Consider the following 26,774-nt stretch of genomic DNA (forward strand, 5'->3'; position numbering starts at 1 on the left):
CAAAACAACGGGCCCGCATGCATCCGATTTATGAAAGAACTTTGAAAATCTAAGAATATGGAGGTGTGTTCCCAAACCATGCTGCCAATTATCCTGACAGGCGTGATTTGTTTTGTAATTGCGGCTGTGTTGTTTTTTACAGTGGGCTATCAATACCGCAGGAAGGTCGCTGAGAAGGAGATCTCCAGCGCGGAAGAAGAGGCCAAGCGTATCATCAATGAGTCCATTAAAAGCGCTGAGAGCAAAAAGCGCGAGGCGCTGGTAGAGGCCAAAGAGGAGATCCTTCAGGCCCGCAATGAGCATGAGCGGGAGGTAAAGGAGCGCCGGGCCGATCTGCAGAAGCAGGAGCGGCGACTCCAGCAGAAGGAAGAGAACCTGGACCGCAAGACGGAGAACATGGAGAAGAAGGAGGAAGCCCTGCAGCGCAAGCTCAGCGAGGTGGACGAGACCCGGGAAGAGGTCGCTTCTCTCAAGAAAACCCAGATGGAAGTGTTGGAGCGGATCTCCGGTTTTACCGCGGAAGAGGCCAAGCATTATCTCATCAACCAGTTGGCGGAAGAGGTCACCCATGAGTCCGCCATGAAAGTCCGGGAGATTGAAGCTCAGTTTAAGGAAGAGGCTGACCAGAAGGCCAAGGAGATCCTGTCCCTGGCCATTCAGCGCTGTGCGGCCGACCATGTGGCCGAAGCCACCGTCTCTGTGGTTCCCCTGCCCAATGACGAGATGAAGGGCCGCATCATTGGCCGTGAGGGCCGTAATATCCGCACGCTGGAGACCATGACCGGCGTGGATCTCATCATCGACGACACGCCGGAGGCCATTACGGTCTCCTGCTTCGACCCGGTCCGCCGGGAGATCGCCCGCATCGCCCTGGAGAAGCTGATTCAGGACGGGCGGATCCATCCCACCCGTATCGAAGAGATGGTGGAAAAGGCCAAGCGCGAGGTGGACGCCACCATCAAGGCAGAGGGTGAACGCGCCGTATTTGAGACCAACGTCCACGGCCTGCACCCCGAGCTCATCAAGCTGCTGGGCCGCATGCGCTACCGTACCAGCTACGGACAGAACGTGCTCAACCACTCCATCGAGGTATCCCACCTGGCAGGGCTCATCGCCGGGGAGATCGGCGTGGATGTGACCCAGGCCAAGCGGGCTGGTCTGCTCCACGATCTGGGCAAGTCGATCGACCATGAGGTGGAAGGCTCCCACGTGCAGATTGGTGTGGAGCTGGCCCGTAAGTATAAGGAAAACGAGGATATCATCCACGCCATCGAGGCCCACCACAACGATGTGGAGCCCCGCACCGTGGTGGCCTGCATCGTACAGGCGGCCGACGCCATCTCCGCCGCCCGCCCCGGCGCCCGGCGGGAGAACCTGGAGAACTATATCAAGCGTCTGGAGAAACTGGAGGAGGTCACCTCTTCCTTCCCTGGTGTGGAGAAGTCCTACGCCATCCAGGCCGGCCGCGAGGTGCGCATCATGGTGGCTCCCGACAAGGTCAGCGAGGACCAGATGGTATTGCTGGCCCGGGACATCGCCAAAAAGATCGAGGAAGAGCTGGAATATCCCGGTCAGATCAAGGTAAACATGATCCGGGAAACCAAAGTGGTGGAATACGCAAAATGATATGCGCGGGCGCCCCGACTGCGGTCGGGGCGCCCGCTGCCGTAAAGGAGGTACACGACTGTGGCCGAAGAAAAGAGGTCTGGACGCGGTGCAGTGGAGGCCTATGAATGGCTCAAGGTGTTGGTTGTGGCGCTGATAGCCGTCATTCTGATCTTTACCTTTGTGGGGCGCATCACTCCGGTGGTGGGGGACTCCATGTATCCAACGCTGCACTCCGGGGATGTGATGCTGGTACGGGATTTGGGCTATACCGATCCACAACCGGGGGACATCGTGGTACTCACCAAGGAATTTGACGCCGCGGAGGGCCCTATCGTTAAGCGTGTCATCGCCGTGGGGGGACAGACGGTGGAGATCGACTACGATGCCGGCACGGTTACGGTGGACGGGCAGGTACTGGATGAGCCCTATATCAATGAGGTCATGGCCACCCCGTGGTATGGGGGGCTGACCTCAGTCACCGTACCGGAGGGCTCCATCTTCGTCATGGGAGACAACCGCAACCACTCCAACGACAGCCGGGATGTGACCCTGGGTACGGTGGACGTGCGCTACCTGCTGGGAAAAGCGGAGTTGATCTGTTTCCCCTTCCAACACATGGGACGCATCGGATGAGAAAAGCAAACAGCACGCACCGGCATGGTGCGTGCTGTTTTTTTATCCGCGGCCCAAAAGTCGCTCCCAGAAGGGACGTTTGCGCGGTTTGCGGTCCTCCTGCTCCAGCTTGGCCAGGATCTCGCCGGCCTCGGAAAAACCCAGGTCGGCGGCCTGACGGTAACAGTCCATGGCCTTCTTCCGATCCTTGGGAACGCCGGTACCATCCAGCAGACAGTCTCCCAGCAGACACAGTGCCCGGGCCGAGCCCTGGTCGGCGGCTGCCCGGAACCAACGGACGGCCTGCTCCGGCTCCCGGGATACGCCGATACCCTCCAGCAGACAGAAGCCCAGATTGCACTGGCCTACCCGGCTGCCGCCCTCTGCAGCCTTTCGGTAGAGTTCTACAGCATGGCTCTGATCCTGAGCCACGCCGCTGCCCGTCTCATAGCACACGCCAAGGTTGCACATGGCCCGCAGATAGCCCTGTCCGGCTGACTTCTGATACCATTCCACCGCCTGTACCGGGTCCCGGCTGATCCCGATGCCCTGCTCATAGCAATAGGCCAGGTTGCACTGTCCGGCGGGGTCGCCTCGCTGGGCAGCCTTGGTGTACCACTCCACGGCCCGGGCCGGGTCGGCAGACACGCCAAGGCCCTGTTCATAGCAGTAGCCCAGACTGCACATGGCGGGGGGATAGTCCAGTCCGGCAGCCCGGGTGTAGAGCTCCACCGCCCGGGCCGGGTCGGCGGGCACACCGTCGCCGTAGCAAAGCAAATCGCCCAGAATATTCAGCGCCCTGGGATATTCCTGCCGGGCGGCCTGCTCCAGCCAGCGGACGGCCTGCTGCGTATCCCGCTCCGCCCCACGGGCATTGAGCAGGCAGACGGCCAGGTTACACATGGCGGGCGTATAGCCGGCTTCCGCCGAGCGCCGGTACCACTCCACCGCACGGGACAAGTCCTCTGCGGTACCTTCGCCCAATTCAAATGCCAGTCCCAGACTGCACATGGCCGGTGGGTACGCTTCCTCGGCGGCTTGGGTATAGAGCTCCACCGCCCGGGCCGGGTCGGCGGGCAGGCCCTCCCCGTCCCGGCAGCAGTTGCCCAACAGACTTAAGGCCCGGGGTTGGCCCTGGGCTGCGGCCCGCTCCAGCCAGAGCACCGCCTGCGCCGCATCCGCCGGAACGCCGATGCCGTTGAGCAGACAGTAAGCCAGGTTGGTCTGCCCAGGTGCATAGCCCAGCTCGGCTGCCTTGGTGTACCACTCCACCGCGGCAGCCTCGTCCTGCTCCACGCCGTCCCCGTTTTCATAACACAGCCCCAGACTGCACATGGCCGGGGAATAGCCTGCCTGCGCCCCTTGCCGGTAGAGCTCCACGGCCCGGGTGGGATCTTTCTCCACGCCGGTGCCCTCCAGAGTCAGGTCTCCCAGGATACTGATTGCACGGATGGACCCGGCGCCGGCGGCACGCTGGAACCATTCCACCGCCGCGGCCTGATCCGGCTGGGTGCCGATGCCGTTGAGCAGGCAGACGGCCAGGTTGCACATAGCGGGGGCATAGTCCAGCTTGGCCGCTTCGCGGTAACACTCCAGCGCTTTTTCCTGGTTGACGGGGGTGCCGTTGCCGTTTTCATGGCACAGGCCCAGATCACACAGGGCGGGGGGATAACCGGCCTGGGCAGATTTGGTGTACCATTCTACAGCCTGCTCCGGATCGGCCGGCGTCCCCTTGCCTTCCAGCAGGCAGTCGGCCAGCAGATCCTGGGCCCGGGGGAAACCGGCCTCTGCCGCTATCCGGAACCAGTCCACCGCCCCGACGGGATCGGCGGGGGTGCCGATCCCGTGGAGCAGCAGTACGGCCAGATTGCACATGGCGGGGACATAGCCGGCCTCCGCCGAGCGGCGGTAGCACTCCACCGCCTTTTCTTTGTCCTCAGCCATACCATCGCCGTGTTCATAGCACAGACCCAGGTTGCATACAGCGGGGGGATAGTCCAGAGCAGCGGCCTGCCGATAATAGCCAGCGGCCCGGTCCCGGTCCCGTTCGGTGCCATCTCCCTCCCAACAGCAGTCCCCCAGGATATTCAGGGCCCGGGGGTGCTGCTGCTCGGCGGCCTGCTCCAGCCACTGTACAGCGGCAGCGGAGTCCTGTGCCGCGCCAATGCCGTTGAGCAGGCAGACGGCCAGGTTGCACTGGGCAGGGGCGTAGCCCTGCTCGGCAGCCTGCTGGTAGAGCTCGACCGCCCGGACCTTATCTTCTTCCACCCCGGACCCATTTTCATAGCACAGGCCCAGGTCGCACAGGGCGGGGGCATAGTCCTGCTCGGCGGCCTGATGAAACAGTTCCACCGCACGCGCCGGGTCGGCCGTCACGCCGCTGCCGCTCTGGTAGCAGCGGCCCAGCAGGTCGCCGGCCCGCACGTCCCCTTCCTCCCAGGCCAGGGCAAACCAGTGGGCTGCCTGGACCGGGTCTTTCTCCACGCCTTCCCCCCCGGCATAACGGGCGGCCACCTCGTAGTAGGCCGCGCTGTCGCCCTGCTCAGCCTGTTCCAGCAGAGTGCGGAACTCCGAGCGGGTCCGCTGGAGGCCCGCCACCGCACGCTGGATCAGAGGGGCGTCCACAAAAATAACCTGCTGGTCGCCCTGGGCTTCCGGGTTGCAATTGGGGTTAACATCCATGGTACTGACCTCGTTTTATGTAGTATGGGGCTATTATACGCTCCTCGCCCCCCTTTGTCTACGGGATTGCAATCCGGGGAAGATGGTGTTATGCTGGAGAACAATGGCGGAAAGGAGGCAGGCGCAGTGAGGCAGCAGGACGGCAAGATTGTGATGCGGGGCGAGTTGGCCCTGCTGATCGTGGTGTTTATCAACAGTATGGGTGTGGTGCTGATGCTGCACTCCGGCTCCGGCCTTTCGGCCATATCCAGCGTGCCCTATGCCTTTTCCCTGGTGCTGCCGGGGCTCTCCTTGGGGACCTGGACCTATCTCTTTCAGGGATTGCTGGTGCTTACGCTGATGCTGCTGCGGCGGAAGGTGGTGTTCTCCTATCTGTTCAGCTTTGTGGTGGGCTTTGTGTTCGGCAATCTGGTGGATCTGCATGAACTGTGGATTGCACGTCTGCCCCAGACGCTACCGGTACACGTGCTGTGCTATTTGGCGGGCTATCTGCTGATCGGTGTGGGGGTGGCTCTGTCCAACCGCTGCAAGCTGCCCATTATCCCAACCGACCTGTTCCCGCGGGAACTCTCCTTCCTTCTGGGCGGACACTATGCGGTGGTGAAAATCAGCTTCGATGTGCTCTGCCTGGCGGTGACCGCCCTGATGACCGGACTGTTTCTGGGACGGGTGACCGGCCTGGGGGTAGGTACCATAATCGCGGCGCTGACCATGGGAAAGGCCATCGGCTGGATCGGAGCGCGGCTGGACCGGCGGCTGTGCTTTGTCTCGGTGCTGGAGCCTGAAATTTAAAAAATATACGCGCCCGCATCCACTCCGGATGCGGGCGCGTTTTTGCTTCAGCTGAGGGTGAGGTCTCCCTCTTTGATCCAGCCAATCCGGCGGAAGAACAGGCCGAAGAGCCAGGCGAGCACGGCGGGGAGCACGAAGCAGATGAGGATCAGGCCCAACCAGTCGAAGGGGGTGATGGCGGCCTTGACCCCAGTGGCCACGTCGTTGACCCAGCCGGTGTACACCCCGATGGGGCCCACCATGCCGCAGGTACCCATGCCGGAGGCCACGGCGGAGGCCGGGTCGTTCATCTCCAGGTGAAACACGCAGGTGGCCAGAGGCCCGGTGACGGCGGAGGCCAGAATGGCGGGCAGCCAGATCCGGGGATTTTTCACGATGTTGCCCATCTGGAGCATGGAGGTGCCCAGCCCCTGGCTCACCAGGCCGCCCCAGCGATTTTCCCGGAAGGAGAGTACGGCGAAGCCCACCATGTTGGCGCAGCAGCCGGCGACCGCCGCACCGCCGGCCAGGCCGGTCAGGCCGATGGCGGCGCAGATGGCGGCTGAGGAAATGGGCAGCGTGAGGGCGATGCCGATGACCACCGATACCAGGATGCCCATCCAGAAGGGCTGGAGCACGGTGGCCCACTTGACAAAGTCCCCAACAGAGGAGGCGGCCGTGCCAATGGCGGGGGCCCACAGGGCGGACAGGCCCACGCCGGCCAGAATGGTCACCAGGGGGGTGACCAGAATGTCGATCTTGGTCTCCTTGCTCACCGCCTTGCCCAGCTCGGCGGCGATGACGGCGATGAAGAGCACCGCCAGCGGGCCGCCTGCCCCGCTCTTGCCGTCCAGCGTGGTGCTGCCCAGGGAATTGGCGGCATAGCCCACCGTGGCCAGAGAGAACAGCACCAGCGGCGGGGCTTTCAGAGCGTAGCCGATGGCCACCGCCATGGCCGCCCCGCTCATGGCCGAGGCAAAGCCGCCCACCGTCACCAGAAATTCTATTCCCAGCTGCTGGCCCAGGGTATTGAGGATCGTGCCGATGAGCAGGGAGCAGAACAGACCCTGGGCCATAGCGCCCAGAGCGTCCACACCATACCGCCGGCCTGAGATGACGATATCCTTTCGTTTCAAAAATGCCCGAACGCCTTCCATAGTTTCCCCTCTCAATCGAAAAAATAAGACAATGCATGTGTCATGACACATGCATTGTCTTATTATACCGGAGCGGGGAGATTTGTCAATCCCCTTTTCGACCCTTTCGGTAGAGCACCACTGCCAGAAGCACGCCGGCGATCAGGATCACTGCGCCCACCACCAGGATGGCGGTGGCGATGGTGAGGAACACCTCGCCCATGGCAGAAACCCCCATGGACATTTCCATGCTCTGCTGGGGAAACAGAGTACTGTCCCACCCGACGGAGCCCAGATAGTCCTCCACCGTGACCTGGAACATGCGGCCGAAGGCAAAGCGGGCCAGCGCGCCCACCAGGGTGATTCCCGCGCCGCCAAGGGCGAGGTATATCCCAGCCAGCCAGCCGTAGCGGCGGATAAGCCGCTCCAGACTGCCGGGACGGTGGGGAGCGGAGGAGCGCGGCGGCACAGGGTCGGGCTGAGATGTTTTGGCGGTGGGTTCCTGGGAGCTGAGCAGCTCGTCGGTGGTCACCCCAAAGGCGCGGGCCAGTGCCACCAGCTTGTCCACATCGGGGGTAGCGTCTCCCAGTTCCCATTTGCTGACCGCCTGGCGGGAGACGCCTACCTGTCCGGCCAGTTCCTCCTGAGAGAGTTTGGCCTGCTTGCGATAATAGAGGATCTTTTCATTGAGGGTCATATACCATCTCACCTCACAGCAGATTTGGAGCGCTTCCATGGCCTTATCCTACCAAACGGAGCGGTTGCGCGCCACCAGCGCGGGCTGGAAGTTTCCGCAACCGTCGGTTGCGCAGCCTTTATACATAGCCCAACAGGCCCCGTACGGACACCTCTCCGGAACAGATGTGCTCCCGGGTGCCGTCGGGACGGCGCACCACCAGGGCAAAGTCATCGTCTACCGCCTCGGCAAAAGCCTCCTCCTCGCCGCTTGCCCGGAGCAGGCGAACCTGCCGTCCCACAGTGAGGCAGTCGGAGCGGTAGCGCTCCAGCCAGTGCTGCCAGGCGCCGGGAAAGTCGGCATACAGCCGGTCCAGCGCGTCCAGCAGTGCCGAGGCCATCTCGGCCCGTCTTGGGGCCCGCCCCAGCGCCTGTGCCAGGGAGATGGCCACAGGGGCCACCTCGGGGCCAAAGTCGGCGGCCTCCTGGCTCAGATTGATCCCGATACCCACCACCACGTAGCGCAGGGCGGCGGTCTCTGCCTCCAGCTCCAGTTCGGTGAGGATACCGCACAGCTTCCGTCCGTCCAGGATCACGTCGTTGGGCCACTTGATGCCCGGGCGCACCCCGCACAGCTGCTCCACTGCGTCGCACACCGCTACCGCCGACCAGGCGGTAAGGGCGGAGACCGTCTCCAGCGTACCCTCCGGCCGCAGCAGCACCGAGAGGTAGAGCCCTTTGCCTTCCGGGGAGACGAAGCTGCGTCCCCGGCGGCCGCGTCCGCCGGTCTGAGCTCCGGCCACCACCGCCAGCCCGTCGGGGATCTGGTCCACGGCCCGGCGCTTGACCTCATTGTTGGTGGAGTCCACGGTGTCCAGACACACCAGCTCCCGGCCTACCCGGCGGCCCGGCCGGGCCAGTTCCCCGGGAGAGAGCCGATCGGGGGAAGCCTCCAGCCAGTAGCCCCGCCGGGGGGCGGAGGAGATGGTATACCCCTCCTGCCGCAGTGTCTCCATGGCTTTCCATATGGCGGCCCGGCTCACGCCAAGGGTGCGGCTCAGGGCCTCTCCCGACACAGGCGCGCTGCCCTGGGCCTTCAGCAGCGCCAATACCTCATCCCGCAGCATATCTGCATCACTCCTTTGGGAGTATTGTAGCTGAGGAAGCAAAAACTGTCAACCAAAGCGACGGAGCGGTTGACAATATGCAGAATGTAAACTAAAATATAAAATTAGTTTACATTTGGAGGTGTACCGTGAACGTACGAGATTTAACCCGGGTGGCCCTCCTGGCCGCCCTGATCGCCCTGTGTGCCTGGCTGACCATCCCGGCACCGGTGCCGTTTACCATGCAGACCTTTGCCATTTTCCTGGCCGTGGGAGTCGCTGGAGGCCGCCGGGGAAGCATGGCCGTGGGGCTTTACCTGCTGCTGGGGGCGGTGGGACTGCCGGTGTTTGCTGGATTTCAGGGAGGCATAGGGAGCCTGGTGGGCACCACGGGGGGGTACCTGGTTGGCTTTTTGCTGATGGCCCTGGTCATGTGGCTGGGCCAGCGGCTGTGGGGAGAGGGGCCGGCGGCCTTTTTCCTCACGGGACTGGTGGGGCTGGCTGTGTGTTATCTGTTCGGTACCGTGTGGTTTCTGCTGCTTTATACCAGAACGGTGGGGCCGGTGAGCCTGTTTGGCGTACTGGGCAGCTGTGTGTTTCCCTTCCTGGGGCCGGATGTGCTGAAGTTGATTCTGGCCCTGACACTGCGGCCCCGCCTGCGGCGGGCCCTGCGGCTCTGAGGGCATATCCCGCCGGGACGGCCCATATACATAGACAAGACTATGTGGGAAAGGCGGGGTGCAGTATGCCCTACGAGGATAGCCGGGGCCGGCCGGAGGCGGCCCATCATGTGATCCTGGAGGAGCGGGAACAGCTTTCGGTCTCCGGTGTGGAAGAGGTGGAGAGCTTTGATGAAAACACCATCATCATGGTCACCGCCCGGGGAAATCTGATCGTGCGGGGAGAAAACCTGCACATCGAGAAGCTGAGCCTGGACGGAGGAGATCTGCGGGTGGAGGGAAACATTGACTCTCTGACCTATGAGGACAGCGGGCGGGACCGGGCTGGCGGGTTCTTTGCCCGGCTGTTTGGCTGAGATGGAAATCTCCATCACCGCTCAGGCGTTCTCGTTTGCCGGAGCGCTGCTGCTGGGGGCAGCGGTGGGCGTGCTGTATGATGTGCTGCGCATCCTGCGGGTGCGCATCCGGCTGCGTCTGGTGTCCGGCGCGCTGGATCTGCTTTTTTGGCTGGTCGTAACGGTGGCTCTGTTTGTCTATACGCTGGCGGTAGGCAATGGAGAGATGCGCATCTACACGGTACTGGGCGTATTTGGCGGGGCGTGGGTATACTTTCTGCTGTTGAGCCGCTGGGTACTGAAGGTAGGCTATTTTCTGGCGGATGCAGCGGCACTGCTGGGCCGACTGTTGTTGCTACCACTGACTGCTGCGGTATGGGTCAGTAAAAAAATTGCGAAAACCGCAAAAAAAACCTTCCATTATCGGCGAAAGTGGTATAAAATAAAGCTGTTATCCAGGGAAATGGAAATGGTCTGCCAGGCGGACCGTGGTCCGGAGAAGGAAGGAGCCGCCCATGCACATCAAAAAAGCGTCGCTGCTGACCAAACTGGTCGTGCTGCTGCTGCTCGTCGGAGCCGCCACCGGACTGCTCAACCTGCGCAAGCAGATCCTCAGCGCCCAGACCGAGCTGGCCCAGGCTCAGAGTCAGGTTGCAGCTCAGAAGCAGACGAACGCCGATCTGGCCGACGCCGTGGAAAACAGCGGCGATCCTGACCGCCAGGCCGACATCGCCCGCAGTAAGCTGGGGCTGGTGGAGCCGGGGGAGTACGTATTCCGTTTCACCGATTGAAAAATTTTTAGAGAGGATTAGTCTGTCAGTATGGAGTTTGGTGTTGGTTCGATTCTGGAAGGAAAGGTTACGGGCATCACAAAGTTCGGCGCGTTTGTCGCCTTGCCGGAAGGCAAGTCGGGGCTGGTGCATATCTCTGAGATCGCCTATTCCTATGTCAACGATGTGAAGGATCATCTGAAGGAAGGGCAGGAGGTCAAGGTAAAGGTCATCGGCATTGACGAGAACGGCCGCATCAACCTCTCCATCAAGAAGGCGATGGATCCCCCTCCCCGTCCGGCGGGACAGGGCCGGCCCTCCGGCCGCTCCGGCGGTTTTCAGGGCGGTTTCCGTGGTAAGCCTGCTCCGGCGGAACCCACCAGCTTTGAAGACCGGCTGAAGCAGTTTATGGCTGCCTCGGACAGCAAGCTGTCCGAGCTGCGCCAGTCCGAGCGCCGCAGTTCCCGCCGCGGCGGCCGGAAATAAAGAGAAAAGACGAGGTCCTGGCATATGCCAGGACCTCATTTTTTGTTACAGCAGTTCTTTGTACAGCGCCGGAGCATCCGCCTTGCCCACATGCTCGGCTACAGAGAGCACCTCTACCTTGACGGTGCGCTCGCCGAAGCGTATCTCCAGCACGTCGCCCTCTTTTACGTCGTAGCTGGCCTTTACCGGCCGGCCGTTGGCAGTGACCCGGGCGTTGTCACAGGCCTCGTTGGCCACGGTGCGGCGCTTGATGAGTCGCGAGACCTTCAGCCATTTGTCCAATCGCATAAATTCCTCCGTAAAAAAGGGACCGCCGCAGAATTGCGGCGGCCTCCCGTATATGATACTTATTTCGCCACAATGTCCTTCAGAGCCTTGCCGGGCTTGAACACGGGCACCTTGGAGGCGGGGATCTTGATGCTCTCCTTCGTCTTGGGGTTGCGGCCGATGCGCTCAGCACGGCTCTTCACCTCAAAGGCGCCAAAGCCCACCAGCTGGACCTTATCGCCCTCGGCCAGGCACTCGGAGATCACCTCGATGGCGGCGTTGATGGCAGTTTCGGTATCCTTCTTGGACAGGCCGGCCTTTTCGGCGGCCGCATTGATCAGTTCAGCCTTATTCATGTCGATCATTCCTCCTGTGTTTTCTGGGGCGATGCCCCCCGTTCTCATATACTTAAAGCACTTGGCTGTTAAGCCTGCTTGGCCTGCTCCCATAGCTTGTCCAGTTCTGCCAGAGTCATATCCTCCATGGCGGTGCCGGAGCGCACGGCCTGTGCCTCCACTTTCTGGAAACGGGAAATAAACTTGTCTGTGGCTTTCCCCAGCGCTTCTTCCGGGTCCAGCTTCAGAAACCGGGCAACGTTGACCGCTGAGAAGAGCAGATCGCCCAGCTCTTCCTCCACATTGGTGCCGTCGGCCGCAGCGGTCTTCAGCTCCGCCAGCTCCTCGGACAGCTTGTCCAGCGCGCCGGAGATGTCCGGCCAGTCGAAACCGGCTTTTTTCGCCTTCTTCTGCACCTTTTCTGCCCGCCACAGAGCCGGCAGAGAGCGGGCCACCGCCTCCAGCGCATCGGTGTTGGTAGCCTGGCCCTTTTCCTGGCGCTTGAGGGCCTCCCAGTTGCTCAGCACCTCACCGGTACCCGAGACGTTCACGTCCCCGAATACGTGGGGGTGGCGGAAGATGAGCTTCTTGCACACCCCGTCGGCCACGTCATTCAGGTCGAAGCGGCCGTCCTCCTGCTCCATCCGGGCGTGGAATACCACCTGGAGCAGCACATCCCCCAGCTCTTCCTTCAGATGCTCGGGATTGCCCTCATCAATGGCCTCCACCGCCTCATAGGCCTCTTCCAGGAAGTTGCGACGGATGGATGCATGGGTTTGCTCTGCATCCCAAGGACAGCCGCCGGGGGCGCGGAGAATACGGACAATCTCCTCCAGGTCCCGGACATCATATGATTCCTTATACTGAAAATCTACCATATTTCAAGGCCTCCTGCAACCTCTTTTTCCAAAAAAGTCAACGAATATGCAAAAGCTTGGCAATCTTATCCCCTTTGGGCATCATCTCCAGGTCTTCGCGGGAGAGCACACGCAGAGCGAGCACCAGGACGGCATAGACCAATACGCCCACCAGAATGGCCAGAGCGGTAGCTACCGTATTGAGCAGGAAACTGCCGGTAAATACCTGACTGAGCAGGCCATGGACAGCCCACACGGCCGCCCCCATCAAGGCGGAGGCGATCAGGGGTTTAAAGAATACGATGAAATAACGGGGAGGATTGGGTACCATGCGCTTGATGATGAGAAGATTGAGTACCGCAACGATGACAAAGCACGTCAGCGTGCCCACCGGGGCGCCGAAGATCATGATCTTGGGATTCCCAACCAGAGTATAGTTGACGATGATCTTAGCGATGCCGCCGATGACGACCGTGATGATGGGCAGGTTCACGATGCCGTTGGCCTGAAGAATAGCAGTACATACCAACTGGATGCAAACAAAAATGGAGGCAAGGCCCAGAATGGACAGCAGCGGACCGGCAATCGAGGTGTCCACGTTGCCCAACGTCAGCAGGTGGATAATGGGGCCGCCGAGAGCGAACAATCCGAAGCCGCAGGGCAGGGCGATGAGAGCGGAAATGCGCATGGCCGACTCGGTAGTGCGCTGGGCGCCCAGGCCGTCCCGCCGGGCGATGCAGGCGGACACGCCGGGAACGATGCAGGCCGTCAGCGGGATCATGAGGTTAAAGGGCAGGTTGTAGACGCTCATGGTCTTTTGATAGGCGCCAAACAGGGAGCGGGCCGAATCCAGGACCGGCACGATGCCCGAGGTGGGATCTTTGGCCAGGGCGGCCACGTTCTCCTGGTAGATAGCCACGGACTTGGGGAAGATGTCCAAAAAGCTGTTGCTTACATCGGTCAGCCCATCTGCGATAGCGGCAAAGACATTCTGCAGCTGGCCGTTGACCAGGCTGGTGTCGATCAGGGTGACGATGGCCGTGGTGCAGGAGCTGAGGGTGATAGGAATGGCCAGCTTGAGCAGACGGGAGAGAATGTCCCGGCTGCGGTCGGGCCGGTCCGTGGCCGGAGTCTTTACCTGCCGGCGGGTGCGGATGTGATTGATGGCCAGGTAGGTCACCGACAGAATGGAGCCAATGGATACGCCCGCCAGCGCGCCCACGGCGGACAGCCGCTCCCGCAGGTCGTCGGGCTGAATGGCGGAGTGGAGAATGAGCAGGGTCAGTCCCAGACCAAGGAAGAGCTTGCACAGCGACTCCATGATCTGAGATACGCCGGTGGGCACCATGTTTAGATGTCCCTGGGCGTAGCCACGGAAGGCCGAGCAGCAGCAGGTGCACAGTACCGCCGGAGACAGGGCCAGCACGGCGTAGACCGCCTTTTCGTTCTGCAGCACGTGGGTGGCCACCAGTTGGCTGAACACCGACATACAGATGAAGCTCAAAATGCCCATGGTGAGGAAAGCGGTGAAGGCGACCCGGAATACCCGGTCCTTCTGGTTCTGCCGCCCCAGGGCATTGCACTCACTCACCGTCTTGGACAGAGCTACGGGCAGTCCGGCGGTGGAGATGGTGAGAAAGAAGTTATAGATGTTATAGGCTGCGCCGAAGTCGCCATAGGCCTCATCGGACAGCAGGGCGGTCAGCGGGATCTTGTAGATGGCGCCGATGACTTTGACCAGAATGGTGGTCAGGGTGAGAAAGGCGGCCGCCCCGTAAAAGGTATTTTTTTTCTGCTGGCTAGACAACGAAAATCCCCCTTATTTGGTCTGGAAGAGCAGGGGCAGGGCGTACTGCGCCACTTCCCGCTTGACCCGGTCGATGTCAATGGTGCGGAAGGTCCCATCCTTGTATATGACCTTGCCCCGGGCCATATTCATGCACACATCGCTGCCGTGGGCGGCGTAGGCCAGGTTGGAGAGCACGCTGTGGCAGGGGGTCAGGTTCAGGTGGGAGAAATCCACCAGGATAAGGTCGGCGTCATAGCCCGCCTGGATCATGCCGGTCTTGCGGCCCAGAGCTTTTCCGCCATTGGCAGTGGCCATGCGCAGTGCGTCCAGGGGCAACAGGGCCAGCGGATCGCAGTTGGCGCCATTGTGGAGGATGGCGGCCAGCTTCAGATCACCGAAGAAGTCGGTGCAGTTGTTGGAGGATACTCCATCGGTCCCCAGACAAACGTTGACCCCAGCTTTCTGCATGGCGGGTACCGGGGCGATACCGCTGCCCAGCTTCAGGTTGGACATGGGATTGTGGATGGCCGAGATCCCCTTCTCGGCCATGATGGCCCAGTCCTCCGGCGTGGTCCAGACGCAGTGGGCCGCAATGGCCCGGACATCCCACACGCCGTAGTCGTTGAGGATCTGGATGGGGGTCTTGCCGTGGCGGGTCAGGCTGGCTTCATGCTCCGCCTTCGTCTCGGAGATGTGCACGTGCATGCCAAGACCGTGGTCATGGGCGTAACCCGCCATCCACTGCCACAGGGGGGCGCTGGAGGTATACTCACCGTGGATGGAGGCATCCACCTGGATCTGGCCGTCGTTATAGTTGTGCCATTTCTCGGTGAGTTCCCGCTGAGCCACGCAGTCGTGGTTGGTATCCGGATCAAAGCTCTCATCAAAGAACACGCCACCCACGCTCAGGTTGGCGCTGATGCCGGCGGAGGCCACCTCCTGTGCGATGACGTCGGTGTGCATATACATATCGGCGATGGTGGTCACGCCGGAGGCGATCATTTCCGCCAGACCCAGATTGGTGCAGCAGCGGATGGCTCGGTCGTCCCAGCGGGCCTCCACGGGGAAGATATAGTTGTGCAGCCAGTCCTGCAGATTGTTTCCGTCCCCATACCCCCGCATGGCGGTCATGGGCACGTGGGTGTGGGCATTGACAAAGCCGGGCATGAGCACGTTGCCCTGTCCGTCGATCTCCTCGGTGAATACGCCCTCGGGACGCGCGGTCCCCACGCTGCGGATCTGGCTGCCCTCCACCGCCACATAGGCGCCGGGGAGGACGGTGCCCGCCTCGTCCATCAGGACGGCGGTGCAGTTGTGGATCAGAATTGCCATGATACTCTCCTTTTAGTCGATCTTGCCCAGACAGGCCAGCACCAGCCGGGAGAACTTGTCCCGGCAAGCGGCGGCGGCATCCAGCACCTCCTGCTCGCTGAGGGGTTGGTCCAGAATGCCAGCGGCCATGTTGCTCAGCAGGGTAAAGCCCAGCACTTGCATGCCGCAGTGGCCGGCCACAATGACCTCGGGCACGGTGGACATGCCTACCGCGTCAGCCCCCAGAATGCGGGCCGCCCGCACCTCGGCCGGCGTCTCATACTGGGGCCCGGGGAAGTACATATACACGCCCTCCCGCAGGGGAATGTCCAGCTCGCCGGCGGTCTGCCGGGCCAGCTGCTGCAGCGCGGGGGTGTAGAGGTGGGAGGCGTCGGGGAAGCGCACGCCGAACTGAGGCAGGTTTTCCCCGCGCAGGGGGGACTCCAGGAAGAACTTGATGTGGTCGGTGATGAGCATCAGCTCCCCGGCCTTCCAGCCGGTGTTGACGCAGCCGGCGGCGTTGGTGACAATAAGGGTGTCGCACCCCAGCAGCCGCAGCACCCGCACCGCGTAGGATACCTCCTCATAGGAGTAGCCCTCGTAGTGGTGCATCCGGCCCTGCATCACCGCCACCGGGCGGCCCGCAAGGGTGCCGAATACCAGCTGCCCCTTGTGGCCGGGGGCAGTGGAGGCCTTGAAGTGGGGAATGTCCTGGTATGGGACCACAATGGGGTCCTCGACGATATCCCCCATATAGCCCAGGCCGGAGCCCAGGATCATGGCCACCTTGGGAGCAAAGGTGCCGATTTGGCTGCGGATATAGTCCGCACTCTGCTGGTAGTGGTCAAAGGTATAGTTCATATGGTTTTCCCTCCTGCTCAAGGAAATGTCTCATCATAGGCAAGGCCATGGGCCGGTGCATGCTGCGGAAAACGAAAGAAAAAGAACCGCATTTTTCTCAGCCGCAGCAAGGAATACATGGTATTTTACACCCCATGCGGAAAAAAAGCAATTTATTCTATCTATGCGACGGGAAAAAGGAGACACAGGCAGGCAAAAAGAATGAAAACTGACAAAATATGACTGTTATAAAAAAAGGCCGCCCAATGGGCGGCCTTCAGAGGATATCCAGTCTATCTCTGTCTCCGTTATGTATAAACCTCAAGCAGTCAAACAATATAACTGGTCAGATTGAATTTGTTTTGTCTAAGATTGGGGCGTTGTTCTTTTAAGCGCTCCACAATTGCCGCGCTCACTTTTTTGTAGTAAATACAGTTACTCTCCTTTAATCGATGAACCGCAGAAGTCACATTCGCCAACAGAGCCTTTCCTAATTTCATTGATACCACCGCAGCTCTTACATTTAACGGTTATCATCTCTGCTGTTTGAGAAACCGATGGAGTAGATTGAGTAGAATTTGTATTTGGTGTGTTTGCCCGAGAAGGCTGGGTGGGATTCTGAGCTGTGGCTTCACGGTTTATAACAACAATACGATTTGTATTATAATCAATATATGCGTTGGAAAAATATTTCTTCTTCATCATTCGTTCAAGATTAGCCTTGACGATATGTTCAGGAGTACCCAAAGATGCTGCTATGTCGGAAATATAACCATTAGAGTGAGCAGAGATAACCGTAACATATCGTTTAAACTCTTTTATCAGATGGGCTCTTTTTATGGAGCAGCGGATAAGCCAAATAAAAAAGGCCTCCGCAATTACACAAAAAATTAAAAAGCCAACACCCGTACTGCTTGAAAGCTCTTCGTCTGTGAGATACATAATAATGATAAAACCAAATGAAAATACATAAAGTAAGCCGATCACCATTTCTATGATGCTAATGACTCTGCTTACCACAATTGCTACCTTGGATTTAGTCATCTTCCTCTTCCCTCCGTTATTTACGTAAATCAAATTCTGCCCTTTTTGATTGCACCTGTGGAAACTTTCCTTTGGTTAATCAATGAATTCAGGCGAACCAAGGTGGATTTCACAGTTTCGCCAGTATTTTCGTTTAAGTGTCCAAGTTCAATCTCGATAACAGAAATGGCATCGAGAATCTCTGCATCCTCTGGAGCGTTGGTTGAAAGATCTGTAAAACGCAAATCTTCACTTAATTTTTTAAGAGTAGAAGAAAAATGGTCATACTCAGGGTTTAAGGCCAATTCGTTTAAGCGATCCACCATTGCTTGCACACCAGCGACAGTTTGGTTTGTTTGTGCATTTGCTTTATAAATGCTTCTGCTGGCTGTAAGGAAAATAAGAATAGCGATTGCGACAACAGCAAACAGTACAATCTGAAAAACCAAAAAGGAAGTAAAAGATTGTTTGAAAAATGTAATATACACAATGGAAACCAAAATGTTAATAACAGCGTAGGCAGAAAGCAGAAAATAAACAGATGAACGGGTAATGACTTGTTCTGTTTTTTGGGCGACCCGTTCAACAAATAGCAGCCCACCAAAGAATGCGATTTCGGACCATAATATTGTGCTGGATGCCAATTTTGTCAAGCCAGACCAGTCATTGATGCACAGCAATAAGAGAGCCGCTGTTGCAATAAGGAGAATAACACCACTTAATAATATTGCTTTACTCCGCCTGTTCATGCTTTTGCCCCCTTACAGTTTTTCTCCACATTCAGGACAGAATTTCTCGTCACCGTCGATTTGAAAATTACACTTTGGGCAAAACTTGGTCAAAACATGACCGCACTCAGGACAGAATTTTGATGCTGCAGAAATCGTAGCGCCACAACCTGGACACTGCTGCGGTTTAGCATAACCACAGCTGTCGCATTTTGGTGCATCGTCAGCCATATCATTTCCGCAGTTTGGGCAGTGGTTCAGTTTTCTTCCGCACTCAGGGCAGAATTTTGTGTCCTCTGTAACGATACCTCCACAAGCTGAGCAAGTAAGAGAAGGTTCCGCTTGTTTGGTATCAGCCCCACAATTACCACAGAACCTTTGCGCCTGAGGAACGCGAGTGTGGCATTTAGGACATTCTTTTGTTGCGTCATTTGGCGTGTTTATTTGGATTTCCTGTGCCATATTTCCGAAAGTTGTTCCGACCCCTTGACCCATGCCCAACCCCATAGATAATCCCATACCGGCCCCCAGAAGGGGGGCTGCCGTAGATCCTGTATTCTTTGCGGCACCTTCAAGTGTATCAAAAGAACGTTCCTGTTGATAGTTATATCCGATGATGTTCATTTCAGCGCGTTTTGACAGCGCGTCTTTCAGTTGTTTGACTGCCGTATCATCTTCAGGAACGCTAATCTCATTTACGTAGAACGATACAAGTTCAATGCCGTATTCGGCCATTACGGGTTGTATTTTTTCTTTTAAATATTCCGACAATTCATCAATGTATGCGTTGATTTCCAGCATACTAATTTGATCATGTATCAAATAGGTGGAGATGGCATCCTTTATTTTTGTAATATAAAGACTTCTGAAATACTTTGTAACAGTCGTCGTATCAAAAGCGGACATCGTTGTTACAAGCTTGACTAAAAACTTTTTCCCATCCGTTACATGGATACCAAATACACCATTGGAGCGAACAGGAATAAAGATGCCATACTTAGGATCTTGAATCTGAATAGGGGTAGGTGTTCCCCATTTAATATCAAGATTATATCCCTTGTTGATGTACCATACTTCTGCGGTAAAAGGACTTCTTCCTCCAAAAGGAAGGTTAACAATGTTGTTTAGAATGGGAATGTTTGCAGTATCAAGAGTATGGCGCCCACTACCAAACACATCAAGAACTTTACCGCTCTTTACAAGAATTGCTTCTTGTGATTCGTTTACAATCAATTGAGTCCATGTTCCTAATTCCTCATTGGGATATTTCCATGCAAGCACGTCTGGTTTCCCATTATACTTGACGACGTCTACTATGGCCATTGTTTATGTCCTCCCAACTATCGTTTGCTGAGTCTCAGCAAAGTTTTGAAAAAATCATCTCTACTATGGCTGGGGTACTATAATCTCTAAAAATATTTATTGGTTTAGCGTCTAAACAATATATGTCTTACTGTATTTATTATCCAATTAGAATGCGATTTTTACTTTTGTTATAGACACATACAATTATTATGCTGAAGCAAAGAGATACAAGAGAATTGCTGTAAATATTCTACATCTTATTGCATAGAAGAGCAATGAGTTTTAATAAAATCCATTGTGGTGCAGTTGAAAAGATTCTAGGCATTCTTGTCTGGAGAAGAGGGCTGCTTTACTTATTTTATATTACATAAAAAGAAAAACCCCGAAACCATAGTGGCTCCGGGGCTTTTGAAGTATTTTGATAAAGTTTAGCGCTTGCTGAACTGGGGAGCGCGGCGGGCGGCCTTCAGGCCGTATTTCTTGCGCTCCTTCATGCGAGGATCGCGGGTGAGGAAACCGGCAGCCTTCAGGGCGGCACGGAACTCGGGGTTCACCAGCAGCAGGGCGCGGGCGATGCCGTGACGGATGGCGCCGGCCTGGCCGGTCACGCCGCCGCCGGTAACGGTGGCAACGATGTCCACCTTGCCCAGGGTGTCGGTGGTGGCCAGAGGCTGACGAACGATCAGCTTCAGGGTCTCCAGACCAAAGTAGTCGTCGATGTCACGACCGTTGATGGTGATGGAGCCGGTGCCGTTGGGGAAGAGATGCACACGGGCCACGGAGGACTTGCGGCGGCCGGTGCCATACAGATAAGGCTTCTTGCTCTTATACATTCGATTGTACCTCCTGCTTAGTTGGCAGCCCAGGCTTCGGGCTTCTGGGCGGTGTGAGGATGCTCGGCGCCGCGATAGATGTGCAGGCGGGACAGAGAATCCTTGGTGATGATGTTCCGGGGCAGCATGCCGCGGATGGCCACCTGCATGGCCAGCTCAGGCTTCTGCTGCATCAGCAGGCGGTACTTGGTCTCCTTGAGGCCGCCCACCCAACCGGAGTGGGTGCGGTAGTACTTCTGATCCAGCTTCTTGCCGGTCAGAACGGCCTTCTCGGCGTTGACGATCACGACGAAATCGCCGCAGTCGGCGTGGGGGGTGTACTCGGGCTTGTGCTTGCCGCGCAGCAGGGTGGCCGCAGCAGCGGCGGTCTTGCCCAGGGGCTTACCAGCCGCATCGAGGATATACCACTTGCGGACGATGTTCCCCTTGTTGGCCATAAAAGTGGACATGGTGAAACCTCCAATTTTTGCGTTCTATCATCAAAAATAGTCTAAACACAAGATGCGCCCCAATCTGGACGATTGGAGCGTTTTGTATTATAATACGGGGGTTCCGGGGTGTCAACACGTTTTTTGCGTTTTTTTGATTTACAAATATGTATCCTCGCTCAAGCTCGTTTATTCGCGCGAATGCTCGCTCATGCTCTGTTTCAATTTTTAAATTTCCGAGGTGCCTATGAACAAGATTTTAAGCTATGTCCGCCGCTGTGTGGAGGATTATGACATGATCCAGGCCGGAGACCGGGTGGCCGTAGGGGTGTCGGGGGGAAAGGACTCCCTGGTGCTGCTGGTGGCCCTGGCCAAACTGCGGCAGTTCTACCCCAAGCCCTTTACGGTGGAGGCCTTTACCCTGGACATGGGCCATGTGGACGGGGGAGAGGGGATGGACTTTACGGGTGTGGCGGCCCTGTGTCAGGAACTGGAGGTCCCGTTCACCCTGCTCCACAGCGAGATCCACCACATTATTTTCGACCTGCGCAAGGAGAAAAATCCCTGTTCCATGTGCGCCAAAATGCGCCGGGGGGCCCTGCACAACGCGCTGAAGGAGCACGGCGTCACCAAGATCGCCCTGGGCCACCATTTTGACGACGCGGTGGAGACCTTTTTCCTCTCCCTGTTTTACGAGGGACGGCTGAGCTGCTTCCAGCCGGTGACCTATCTGGACCGCACCGGCATCACCCAGATCCGCCCGCTGCTCTACTGCGGGGAGGGGATGATCCGCAATGCCGCCGCCCGCAACCACCTGCCGGTGGTCTTCAACCCCTGCCCTGCCGACGGCAACACCAAGCGCCAGGAGATCAAGGAGCTCATCCATACCCTGGACAAGCAGTATCCCGGCCTGAAGAGCCGGGTGTTCGGGGCCATGCAGGGCCTGCCTCTGCCTGCCTGGGGCCCGGTGGAGCACCGGCGGGTGCCCCTGCCCGAGGAGAAAGGAGACGCTTGACAAACCGGGCAGGGCATGGTATAAAGGGAGCATCATATGACTGACGGATAATGTGGAGCCTACCACATGGAGTATGATGAAACAAAGCCGACCGTCTGGGCGAGAAAAGCCCGGACTGTCGGCTTTTCTGCATTCCAAAGGAGGTTTGGTTCCGCGTGGGAGAGGGACTGGTCCACTCTCTGGAGTCCATGGGGCTGGTGGACGGACCGGGGGTCCGCTCCGTGGTGTTTTTGCAGGGGTGCGCCCTGCGCTGCCGCTACTGTCACAATCCGGATACCTGGGCACGGGAGAACGGACGGGCGGAGCGGTATACCCCCCGGCGGCTGGTGGAGCGGCTGGCCCGCTTCCGCCCCTATTACGGGCAGGAGGGCGGGGTCACCTTCTCCGGCGGAGAGCCTCTGCTCCAGCCGGACTTTCTGGCCCAGTGCCTGGAGCTGTGCCATCAGGCCGGCATCCGCACCTGCCTGGACACGGCGGGCTGCGGCCTGGGGGATTACGGGGCCATCCTGGCCCACACCGACCTCATCCTGCTGGATGTGAAGCACTACACCCCTGAGGGCTGGCAGCAGGTCACCGGCGGGTCCATGGAGCCCTTCCGGCAGTTTCTGGCCGCCGCCCAGGCGGCGGAGGTCCCCCTGTGGGTCCGCCATGTGGTGGTGCCCGGCCTCACCGACGGGGAGGCTCACCTGGCAGGGCTGGAGGCCTATCTAAAGACCATCCGGCACATCCAGCGGGTGGAACTGCTGCCCTACCACACCCTGGGGGTCCACAAGTATGCCGCTCTGGGCATCCCCTATCCCCTGGCGGGGGTGCCGCCCCTGGCGGGGGACGCCCTGGCGGACTGGAATGAAAGACTCAACCGAACCTGTTGTGAAAAAAGTGAGGAGCGTTTATGAGCATTGATGTGAATTGCACCGCCTGGCAGGGTTTCCACACCGGTGAGTGGAGACATTTGGTGAACGTTCGGAATTTTATCCAGAAAAATTACACTCCGTATACGGGAGACGCCGATTTTCTGGCCCCGATTTCCACAAAAACGGCGGCGGTGTGGAAAAAGGCGGAGGCCCTCATCGTGGAAGAGGTGAAAAAGGGCATCATCGATGTGGAGACCCACGCCGTCTCCGGCATCGACAACTTCGCCCCCGGCTACATTGACAAGGACAACGAGGTCATCGTGGGCCTGCAGACCGATGCGCCCCTCAAGCGCATCGTCAACCCCTTCGGCGGCATCCGCAACGCCACCTCTGCCCTGGAGCAGTACGGCTATCAGCTGGACCCGGAGATCGAGCGCCACTTCCGCCTCTACCGCAAGACCCACAACGAGGGCGTGTTTGACGCCTACCCCAAGCGCACCCGCCTGGCCCGCCACGCGGGGCTGCTCACCGGCTTGCCCGACGCCTACGGCCGTGGCCGTATCGTGGGCGACTACCGCCGGGTGCCTCTGTACGGCACCGATTTTCTCATCGAGGAGAAGAAAAAGGACCTGGACATGATCGACGGGCCCATGACCGATGAGCGCATCCGCCTGCGGGAGGAAGTGCAGATGCAGATCCGCGCCCTGGAGGAGATGGCCCGTATGGCCGCCCGGTACGGCTGCGACATCACCCGCCCGGCGGAGAATGCCCATGAGGCGGTGCAGAACCTCTACATGGCCTATCTGGCGGGCATCAAGGAGAACAACGGCGCGGCCACCTCTCTGGGCCGGACCTCCACCTTCCTGGACATCTACCTCCAGCGGGACCTGGAGCGGGGGGTGCTGGACGAGCAGGGGGCCCAGGAGCTCATCGACCAGTTTGTCATCAAGCTGCGCCTGGTGCGGCACCTGCGCACCCCGGAGTACAACGAGCTCTTCGGCGGCGACCCCACCTGGGTCACCGAGTCCATCGGCGGCATGGGGGTGGACGGCCGTCCCCTGGTGACCAAGAACTCCTTCCGGATCCTCCACACCCTCACCAACCTGGGCACCGCCCCCGAGCCCAACCTGACGGTGCTGTGGAGCAAGGACCTGCCCGAGGGCTTCAAGCGCTACTGCGCCGACATGAGCATCAAGACCGATTCCATCCAGTACGAGAGCGACGAGCTGATGCGCCCCATGTACGGGGACGACTACTGCATCGCCTGCTGTGTGTCCGCCATGGCGGTGGGCAAGCAGATGCAGTTCTTCGGCGCCCGGGCCAACCTGGCCAAGAGCCTGCTGTATGCCATCAACGGCGGTGTGGACGAGAAGAAGGGGGGCGTCATCGTCCCCGGCATTGAACTGGACCGGGACGAGGTGCTGGACTACCCCAAGGTGCTGGGCAATTATAAAAAGGTGCTCGCCTACGTGGCCGAGCTCTACGTGGACACCATCAACATCATCCACTACATGCACGACAAGTACGCCTACGAGAGCAGCCAGATGGCCCTCCACGATACCCTGGTGGAGCGGCTGGCCGCCTTCGGCGTGGCGGGCCTGTCCATCGCCGCCGACTCCCTGTCCGCCATCAAATTTGCCAAGGTGCGCCCCATCCGCAACGAGGAGGGCATCGCCGTGGACTTTGCGGTGGAGGGGGACTTCCCCAAGTACGGAAACGACGACGACCGGGTGGACGACATCGCCGTGGAGCTGGTGTCCTACTTCTCCGCTGAGCTGAAAAAGCACCCCCTGTACCGGGGCGCCATTCACACCCTGTCCGCCCTCACCATCACCTCCAACGTGATGTACGGCAAAAAGACCGGCGCCACCCCCGACGGGCGCAAGGCGGGGGAGCCCTTTGCCCCCGGCGCCAACCCCATGCACGGCCGGGACAAGAGCGGAGCTCTGGCCTCCCTCAACTCGGTGGCCAAGATCCCCTACCGGGCGGTGTGCCAGGACGGGGTGTCCAACACCTTCTCCATCGTGCCCAATGCCCTGGGTAAGACCGAGACCGAGCGGGTGGACAACCTGGTGCACATCCTGGACGGCTACTTCATCCAGGGGGCCCACCACCTGAACGTCAACGTCATGAACCGGCAGCTGCTGGTGGACGCCATGGAGCACCCGGAGCAGTACCCCACCCTGACCATCCGGGTGTCCGGATACGCGGTGAACTTCTCCCGCCTGAGCCGGGAGCAGCAGCTGGAGGTCATCAAGCGCACCTTCCACGAGCAGATGTGACCGGAAAGAAAAACCCCCGGCGGGACGGCCTGGATGGGCCGACCCGCCGGGGGTTTTTTCTTTGGATTATTTCATCAGGGAGCACACCAGCTCGGTGTACCCCGCCGGGTCGGCCAGAGGCAGACCGGCGATGAGCTGAGCCTGGGCGTAGAGCAGCTGGGCGTACTTGCCAGCCAGGTCCTTGTCATCCGCATCCAGCGCCCGCTTGAGGGCGGCAAATGCAGAGGAGTCGGGGTTGAGCTCCAGCACCCGCTGGGCCTTCATATTCTGGGCGTTCTGGGGGTCCACACGCTGGAAATACTTCTCCATCTCCAGGGTGATGGGGCCGTCGGCGGTGAGGCACACCGCGCCGCTCTTCAGGATCTGGGAGATCCGGGCCTCCTTGATCGCATCCCCAAGGGTCTGCTTCAAGAAGTCCAGCACGGGCTTGTTCTCCTCGGCCTTCTGCTCCAGGGCGGCCTTCTCCTCGTCGGTCTCGGGCAGGGCGTCCTTATCGTCCACCGACTTGAAGGACACGCCGTCCACCGCGCCCAGCGCGTCCACCACGAACTGGTCGGGCTCCTCGGTGAGGTAGAGGATCTCATACCCCTTGTCCCGGATGCGCTCGGCCTGGGGCAGCTTGGCCAGCTGGCCGGCATCCTCGCCGCAGGCGTAGTAGATATACTTCTGCTCCTCGGGCATGCGCTGCTTGTACTCGGCCAGGGAGGTGAGCTTGCCCTCCTTGGAGGAGAAGAAGAGCAGCAGATCCTGCAGCAGGTCCTTGTGCACGCCGTAGTCGCTCACCACGCCCACCTTGATCTGGGTGCCGAAGGCCTTCCAGAACTGCTCGTACTTCTCCCGCTCGTCCTTCTGCAGGCGCAGCAGCTCGGCCTTGATCTTCTTCTCCAGATTGGTGGCGATGACCTTCAGCTGGCGGGTGTGCTGGAGCATCTCACGGGAGATGTTCAGGGAGAAGTCCTGGGAGTCCACCACGCCCTGGACAAAGCGGAAGTGCTCGGGCAGAAGGTCGGCGCACTTGTCCATGATGAGTACGCCGGAGGAATAGAGCTGCAGGCCCTTCTGGTACTCCCGGGAGTGGAAGTCGTAGGGGGCGTGGGCGGGGATGTAGAGCATGGCCTTGTACTCCACCGTGCCCTCGGCGGAGATGTGGATGACGCTCAGCGGGTCCTCCCAGTCGCCGTACTTCTCCTTATAGAACTGGTTGTACTCCTCAGCCTTGACCTCGCTCTTGGGCCGCTGCCACAGGGGGACCATGGAGTTGAGGGTCTCCCACTCGTCATAGTCCTCCCACTCGGGCTTGTAGTCGTCGCCGGCGTCCTCCGGGCGGGGCTTCTGGCGGGATTTGTGCATGAGCATGACGATGGGGTAGTGGATATAGTCGGAGTACTTTTTCACCAGCTCGGCGATGCGGTACTGCTCCAGATACTCGTCGTAGTGGTCGTCGTCGGTATTGGCCTTGATGTGCAGCACGATGTCGGTGCCCACCGTGTCCTTCTGGCAAGGCTCCAGCGTGTACCCGTCCGCCCCGTCGGAGGCCCACTGCCACGCCTCGTCCGAGCCGTAGGCCCTGGAGGTGACGGTGACGTGATCGGCCACCATAAAGGCCGAGTAAAAGCCCACGCCGAACTGGCCGATGATGTCGGTGGCGTCCCCCTCGGCCTTTTCCTGCTTGGCCATCTCCTGCTTAAACTGCAGCGAGCCGCTGCGGGCAATGGTGCCCAGGTTCTGCTCCAGCTCGTCATGGGTCATGCCGATGCCGTTGTCGCTGATGGTCAGGGTGCGCCCGATCTGGTCGGGGGTCAGGGTGATCTTCAGCTGGGAGCGGTCCAGACCCACCTTGTCATCGGTGAGGGCCTTGTAGGCCAGCTTATCCATGGCATCGCTGGCGTTGGAGATGATCTCCCGCAGGAAAATCTCCTTGTGGGTGTAGATGGAGTTGATCATCAGGTCCAGCAGGCGCTTGGATTCGGCCTGAAATTCCTTCTTTTCCACGGTATATGCCTCCTATATCAAACGTAATCGTTAAAAACATAGCGTTAGCACTCA

General features: G+C 59.2%; 26 protein-coding genes, 1 pseudogene and 1 riboswitch. Of the genes and pseudogenes, 11 read left to right on the forward strand and 16 right to left on the reverse strand.

All coding sequences use genetic code 11. The features are described 5' to 3' along the window. The first annotated feature begins 78 nt into the window (after nucleotides 1-78). Together rny and lepB are read left to right on the forward strand one after the other, a co-directional pair. Nucleotides 79-1,626, forward strand: coding sequence for a ribonuclease Y (gene rny, locus WMO45_RS10830; protein WP_349140778.1), 1,548 nt, complete (start codon nucleotides 79-81; stop codon nucleotides 1,624-1,626). A gap of 60 nt (nucleotides 1,627-1,686) precedes the next feature. Further along, the gene (lepB, locus tag WMO45_RS10835) at nucleotides 1,687-2,241 is read left to right on the forward strand and encodes a signal peptidase I (RefSeq protein ID WP_349140779.1); all 555 of its coding nucleotides are present in this window, start codon (nucleotides 1,687-1,689) and stop codon (nucleotides 2,239-2,241) included. A gap of 42 nt (nucleotides 2,242-2,283) precedes the next feature. On the opposite strand, the gene WMO45_RS10840 is transcribed toward lepB, so the two are convergent. Further along, nucleotides 2,284-4,902, reverse strand: coding sequence for a tetratricopeptide repeat protein (locus WMO45_RS10840; RefSeq protein WP_349140780.1), 2,619 nt, complete (start codon nucleotides 4,900-4,902; stop codon nucleotides 2,284-2,286). A 90-nt stretch (nucleotides 4,903-4,992) separates the two neighbouring features. On the opposite strand from WMO45_RS10840, the gene WMO45_RS10845 reads away from it, so the two are divergent. Continuing rightward, nucleotides 4,993-5,694, forward strand: a complete 702-nt coding sequence (locus WMO45_RS10845; RefSeq protein WP_349140781.1) for a DUF6198 family protein — start codon at nucleotides 4,993-4,995, stop codon at nucleotides 5,692-5,694. 47 nt (nucleotides 5,695-5,741) lie between these two features. Here WMO45_RS10845 and WMO45_RS10850 read toward each other — a convergent pair whose 3' ends face one another. The 3 genes from WMO45_RS10850 to WMO45_RS10860 form a co-directional block, all read right to left on the reverse strand. Continuing rightward, nucleotides 5,742-6,830, reverse strand: a complete 1,089-nt coding sequence (locus WMO45_RS10850) for a PTS sugar transporter subunit IIC (protein ID WP_349140782.1) — start codon at nucleotides 6,828-6,830, stop codon at nucleotides 5,742-5,744. A gap of 85 nt (nucleotides 6,831-6,915) precedes the next feature. Beyond that, nucleotides 6,916-7,506 carry a helix-turn-helix domain-containing protein gene (locus WMO45_RS10855; protein WP_349140783.1) on the reverse strand — a complete coding sequence of 197 codons (591 nt, stop codon included), beginning with the start codon at nucleotides 7,504-7,506 and terminating at the stop codon, nucleotides 6,916-6,918. Nucleotides 7,507-7,624: 118 nt separating this feature from the next. Next, nucleotides 7,625-8,611: a biotin--[acetyl-CoA-carboxylase] ligase gene (locus WMO45_RS10860; protein WP_349140784.1), complete on the reverse strand. Its 987-nt coding sequence runs from the start codon at nucleotides 8,609-8,611 to the stop codon at nucleotides 7,625-7,627. A gap of 128 nt (nucleotides 8,612-8,739) precedes the next feature. On the opposite strand from WMO45_RS10860, the gene WMO45_RS10865 reads away from it, so the two are divergent. The 5 genes and pseudogenes from WMO45_RS10865 (at nucleotide 8,740) to WMO45_RS10880 (ending at nucleotide 10,861) form a co-directional block, all read left to right on the forward strand. After that, nucleotides 8,740-9,270 (forward strand): biotin transporter BioY, encoded by a 531-nt coding sequence (locus tag WMO45_RS10865; protein WP_349140785.1) that lies wholly within the window; start codon nucleotides 8,740-8,742, stop codon nucleotides 9,268-9,270. A 65-nt stretch (nucleotides 9,271-9,335) separates the two neighbouring features. Next, nucleotides 9,336-9,626: a sporulation protein YabP gene (gene yabP, locus WMO45_RS10870; protein WP_349140786.1), complete on the forward strand. Its 291-nt coding sequence runs from the start codon at nucleotides 9,336-9,338 to the stop codon at nucleotides 9,624-9,626. Nucleotide 9,627: 1 nt separating this feature from the next. Continuing rightward, a pseudogene (gene yabQ / locus WMO45_RS13680) lies at nucleotides 9,628-9,888 on the forward strand (spore cortex biosynthesis protein YabQ); the annotation flags it as partial. Between the two features lie 232 nt (nucleotides 9,889-10,120). Next, entirely contained in the window at nucleotides 10,121-10,396 is a 276-nt protein-coding gene (locus WMO45_RS10875) for a septum formation initiator family protein (RefSeq protein ID WP_349140787.1), read from the forward strand. Between the two features lie 30 nt (nucleotides 10,397-10,426). After that, on the forward strand, nucleotides 10,427-10,861 hold the full coding sequence (locus WMO45_RS10880; protein ID WP_349140788.1) for a S1 RNA-binding domain-containing protein: 435 nt from the start codon (nucleotides 10,427-10,429) through the stop codon (nucleotides 10,859-10,861). A 45-nt stretch (nucleotides 10,862-10,906) separates the two neighbouring features. Here the strand turns inward: WMO45_RS10880 and WMO45_RS10885 are convergent, their stop codons facing one another. The 11 genes from WMO45_RS10885 to rplM form a co-directional block, all read right to left on the reverse strand. After that, nucleotides 10,907-11,149, reverse strand: coding sequence for an RNA-binding S4 domain-containing protein (locus tag WMO45_RS10885; RefSeq protein WP_349140789.1), 243 nt, complete (start codon nucleotides 11,147-11,149; stop codon nucleotides 10,907-10,909). Nucleotides 11,150-11,208: 59 nt separating this feature from the next. After that, a complete protein-coding gene (locus WMO45_RS10890; RefSeq protein WP_349140790.1) occupies nucleotides 11,209-11,484 on the reverse strand; it encodes an HU family DNA-binding protein in 276 nt (91 codons plus the stop codon). A gap of 68 nt (nucleotides 11,485-11,552) precedes the next feature. Further along, on the reverse strand, nucleotides 11,553-12,341 hold the full coding sequence (gene mazG, locus WMO45_RS10895; RefSeq protein WP_349140791.1) for a nucleoside triphosphate pyrophosphohydrolase: 789 nt from the start codon (nucleotides 12,339-12,341) through the stop codon (nucleotides 11,553-11,555). Between the two features lie 37 nt (nucleotides 12,342-12,378). Beyond that, nucleotides 12,379-14,127 carry a putative polysaccharide biosynthesis protein gene (locus WMO45_RS10900; protein ID WP_349140792.1) on the reverse strand — a complete coding sequence of 583 codons (1,749 nt, stop codon included), beginning with the start codon at nucleotides 14,125-14,127 and terminating at the stop codon, nucleotides 12,379-12,381. A gap of 12 nt (nucleotides 14,128-14,139) precedes the next feature. Continuing rightward, the gene (locus WMO45_RS10905; RefSeq protein ID WP_349140793.1) at nucleotides 14,140-15,441 is read right to left on the reverse strand and encodes an amidohydrolase family protein; all 1,302 of its coding nucleotides are present in this window, start codon (nucleotides 15,439-15,441) and stop codon (nucleotides 14,140-14,142) included. Between the two features lie 12 nt (nucleotides 15,442-15,453). After that, complete coding sequence (locus WMO45_RS10910; RefSeq protein ID WP_349140794.1) at nucleotides 15,454-16,281, reverse strand: purine-nucleoside phosphorylase; 828 nt, start codon at nucleotides 16,279-16,281, stop codon at nucleotides 15,454-15,456. A gap of 414 nt (nucleotides 16,282-16,695) precedes the next feature. Next, nucleotides 16,696-17,304, reverse strand: a complete 609-nt coding sequence (locus WMO45_RS10915) for a hypothetical protein (RefSeq protein ID WP_349140795.1) — start codon at nucleotides 17,302-17,304, stop codon at nucleotides 16,696-16,698. A gap of 29 nt (nucleotides 17,305-17,333) precedes the next feature. Then, nucleotides 17,334-18,032, reverse strand: a complete 699-nt coding sequence (locus WMO45_RS10920) for a hypothetical protein (RefSeq protein ID WP_349140796.1) — start codon at nucleotides 18,030-18,032, stop codon at nucleotides 17,334-17,336. Between the two features lie 12 nt (nucleotides 18,033-18,044). Further along, on the reverse strand, nucleotides 18,045-19,334 hold the full coding sequence (locus WMO45_RS10925; protein ID WP_349140797.1) for an SPFH domain-containing protein: 1,290 nt from the start codon (nucleotides 19,332-19,334) through the stop codon (nucleotides 18,045-18,047). A gap of 410 nt (nucleotides 19,335-19,744) precedes the next feature. Further along, entirely contained in the window at nucleotides 19,745-20,149 is a 405-nt protein-coding gene (gene rpsI, locus WMO45_RS10930; RefSeq protein ID WP_349140798.1) for a 30S ribosomal protein S9, read from the reverse strand. A 17-nt stretch (nucleotides 20,150-20,166) separates the two neighbouring features. Continuing rightward, nucleotides 20,167-20,598 carry a 50S ribosomal protein L13 gene (rplM, locus tag WMO45_RS10935; RefSeq protein WP_349140799.1) on the reverse strand — a complete coding sequence of 144 codons (432 nt, stop codon included), beginning with the start codon at nucleotides 20,596-20,598 and terminating at the stop codon, nucleotides 20,167-20,169. Nucleotides 20,599-20,824: 226 nt separating this feature from the next. Here rplM and WMO45_RS10940 point away from each other — a divergent pair, with 226 nt between their 5' ends. The 3 genes from WMO45_RS10940 to pflB all read left to right on the forward strand — a co-directional run bounded on the left by WMO45_RS10940 (nucleotide 20,825) and on the right by pflB (nucleotide 24,728). Next, on the forward strand, nucleotides 20,825-21,592 hold the full coding sequence (locus WMO45_RS10940) for a tRNA 2-thiocytidine biosynthesis TtcA family protein (protein ID WP_349140800.1): 768 nt from the start codon (nucleotides 20,825-20,827) through the stop codon (nucleotides 21,590-21,592). Between the two features lie 26 nt (nucleotides 21,593-21,618). Beyond that, a riboswitch (ZMP/ZTP riboswitch) is annotated at nucleotides 21,619-21,700 on the forward strand. Nucleotides 21,701-21,747: 47 nt separating this feature from the next. Beyond that, nucleotides 21,748-22,488, forward strand: coding sequence for a pyruvate formate-lyase-activating protein (pflA, locus tag WMO45_RS10945; RefSeq protein ID WP_349140801.1), 741 nt, complete (start codon nucleotides 21,748-21,750; stop codon nucleotides 22,486-22,488). Further along, nucleotides 22,485-24,728 carry a formate C-acetyltransferase gene (pflB, locus tag WMO45_RS10950; RefSeq protein WP_349140802.1) on the forward strand — a complete coding sequence of 748 codons (2,244 nt, stop codon included), beginning with the start codon at nucleotides 22,485-22,487 and terminating at the stop codon, nucleotides 24,726-24,728. The genes pflA and pflB overlap by 4 nt, the downstream gene beginning before the upstream one ends. Before the next feature lie 66 nt (nucleotides 24,729-24,794). Here the strand turns inward: pflB and htpG are convergent, their stop codons facing one another. Further along, on the reverse strand, nucleotides 24,795-26,720 hold the full coding sequence (gene htpG / locus WMO45_RS10955; RefSeq protein ID WP_349140803.1) for a molecular chaperone HtpG: 1,926 nt from the start codon (nucleotides 26,718-26,720) through the stop codon (nucleotides 24,795-24,797). Nucleotides 26,721-26,774: the final 54 nt, after the last annotated feature.

The sequence above is a fragment of the Flavonifractor hominis genome (assembly GCF_040095835.1).
Classification (GTDB): domain Bacteria; phylum Bacillota; class Clostridia; order Oscillospirales; family Oscillospiraceae; genus Flavonifractor; species Flavonifractor hominis.

Bases quoted from the DNA above. Each gene is read 5' to 3' on its own strand.
- WMO45_RS10875 (WP_349140787.1), top strand. From the start codon at position 10,121: ATGCACATCAAAAAAGCGTCGCTGCTGACCAAACTGGTCGTGCTGCTG.
- WMO45_RS10915 (WP_349140795.1), bottom strand. From the start codon at position 17,304: ATGACTAAATCCAAGGTAGCAATTGTGGTAAGCAGAGTCATTAGCATC.
- WMO45_RS10860 (WP_349140784.1), bottom strand. From the start codon at position 8,611: ATGCTGCGGGATGAGGTATTGGCGCTGCTGAAGGCCCAGGGCAGCGCG.
- WMO45_RS10880 (WP_349140788.1), top strand. From the start codon at position 10,427: ATGGAGTTTGGTGTTGGTTCGATTCTGGAAGGAAAGGTTACGGGCATC.
- rpsI (WP_349140798.1), bottom strand. From the start codon at position 20,149: ATGTATAAGAGCAAGAAGCCTTATCTGTATGGCACCGGCCGCCGCAAG.
- WMO45_RS10840 (WP_349140780.1), bottom strand. From the start codon at position 4,902: ATGGATGTTAACCCCAATTGCAACCCGGAAGCCCAGGGCGACCAGCAG.
- mazG (WP_349140791.1), bottom strand. From the start codon at position 12,341: ATGGTAGATTTTCAGTATAAGGAATCATATGATGTCCGGGACCTGGAG.
- WMO45_RS10845 (WP_349140781.1), top strand. From the start codon at position 4,993: ATGCTGGAGAACAATGGCGGAAAGGAGGCAGGCGCAGTGAGGCAGCAG.
- WMO45_RS10905 (WP_349140793.1), bottom strand. From the start codon at position 15,441: ATGGCAATTCTGATCCACAACTGCACCGCCGTCCTGATGGACGAGGCG.
- WMO45_RS10940 (WP_349140800.1), top strand. From the start codon at position 20,825: ATGAACAAGATTTTAAGCTATGTCCGCCGCTGTGTGGAGGATTATGAC.
- WMO45_RS10855 (WP_349140783.1), bottom strand. From the start codon at position 7,506: ATGACCCTCAATGAAAAGATCCTCTATTATCGCAAGCAGGCCAAACTC.
- WMO45_RS10925 (WP_349140797.1), bottom strand. From the start codon at position 19,334: ATGGCCATAGTAGACGTCGTCAAGTATAATGGGAAACCAGACGTGCTT.
- rplM (WP_349140799.1), bottom strand. From the start codon at position 20,598: ATGTCCACTTTTATGGCCAACAAGGGGAACATCGTCCGCAAGTGGTAT.
- WMO45_RS10910 (WP_349140794.1), bottom strand. From the start codon at position 16,281: ATGAACTATACCTTTGACCACTACCAGCAGAGTGCGGACTATATCCGC.
- WMO45_RS10920 (WP_349140796.1), bottom strand. From the start codon at position 18,032: ATGAACAGGCGGAGTAAAGCAATATTATTAAGTGGTGTTATTCTCCTT.
- rny (WP_349140778.1), top strand. From the start codon at position 79: ATGCTGCCAATTATCCTGACAGGCGTGATTTGTTTTGTAATTGCGGCT.
- pflB (WP_349140802.1), top strand. From the start codon at position 22,485: ATGAGCATTGATGTGAATTGCACCGCCTGGCAGGGTTTCCACACCGGT.
- WMO45_RS10890 (WP_349140790.1), bottom strand. From the start codon at position 11,484: ATGAATAAGGCTGAACTGATCAATGCGGCCGCCGAAAAGGCCGGCCTG.
- WMO45_RS10850 (WP_349140782.1), bottom strand. From the start codon at position 6,830: ATGGAAGGCGTTCGGGCATTTTTGAAACGAAAGGATATCGTCATCTCA.
- WMO45_RS10885 (WP_349140789.1), bottom strand. From the start codon at position 11,149: ATGCGATTGGACAAATGGCTGAAGGTCTCGCGACTCATCAAGCGCCGC.
- yabP (WP_349140786.1), top strand. From the start codon at position 9,336: ATGCCCTACGAGGATAGCCGGGGCCGGCCGGAGGCGGCCCATCATGTG.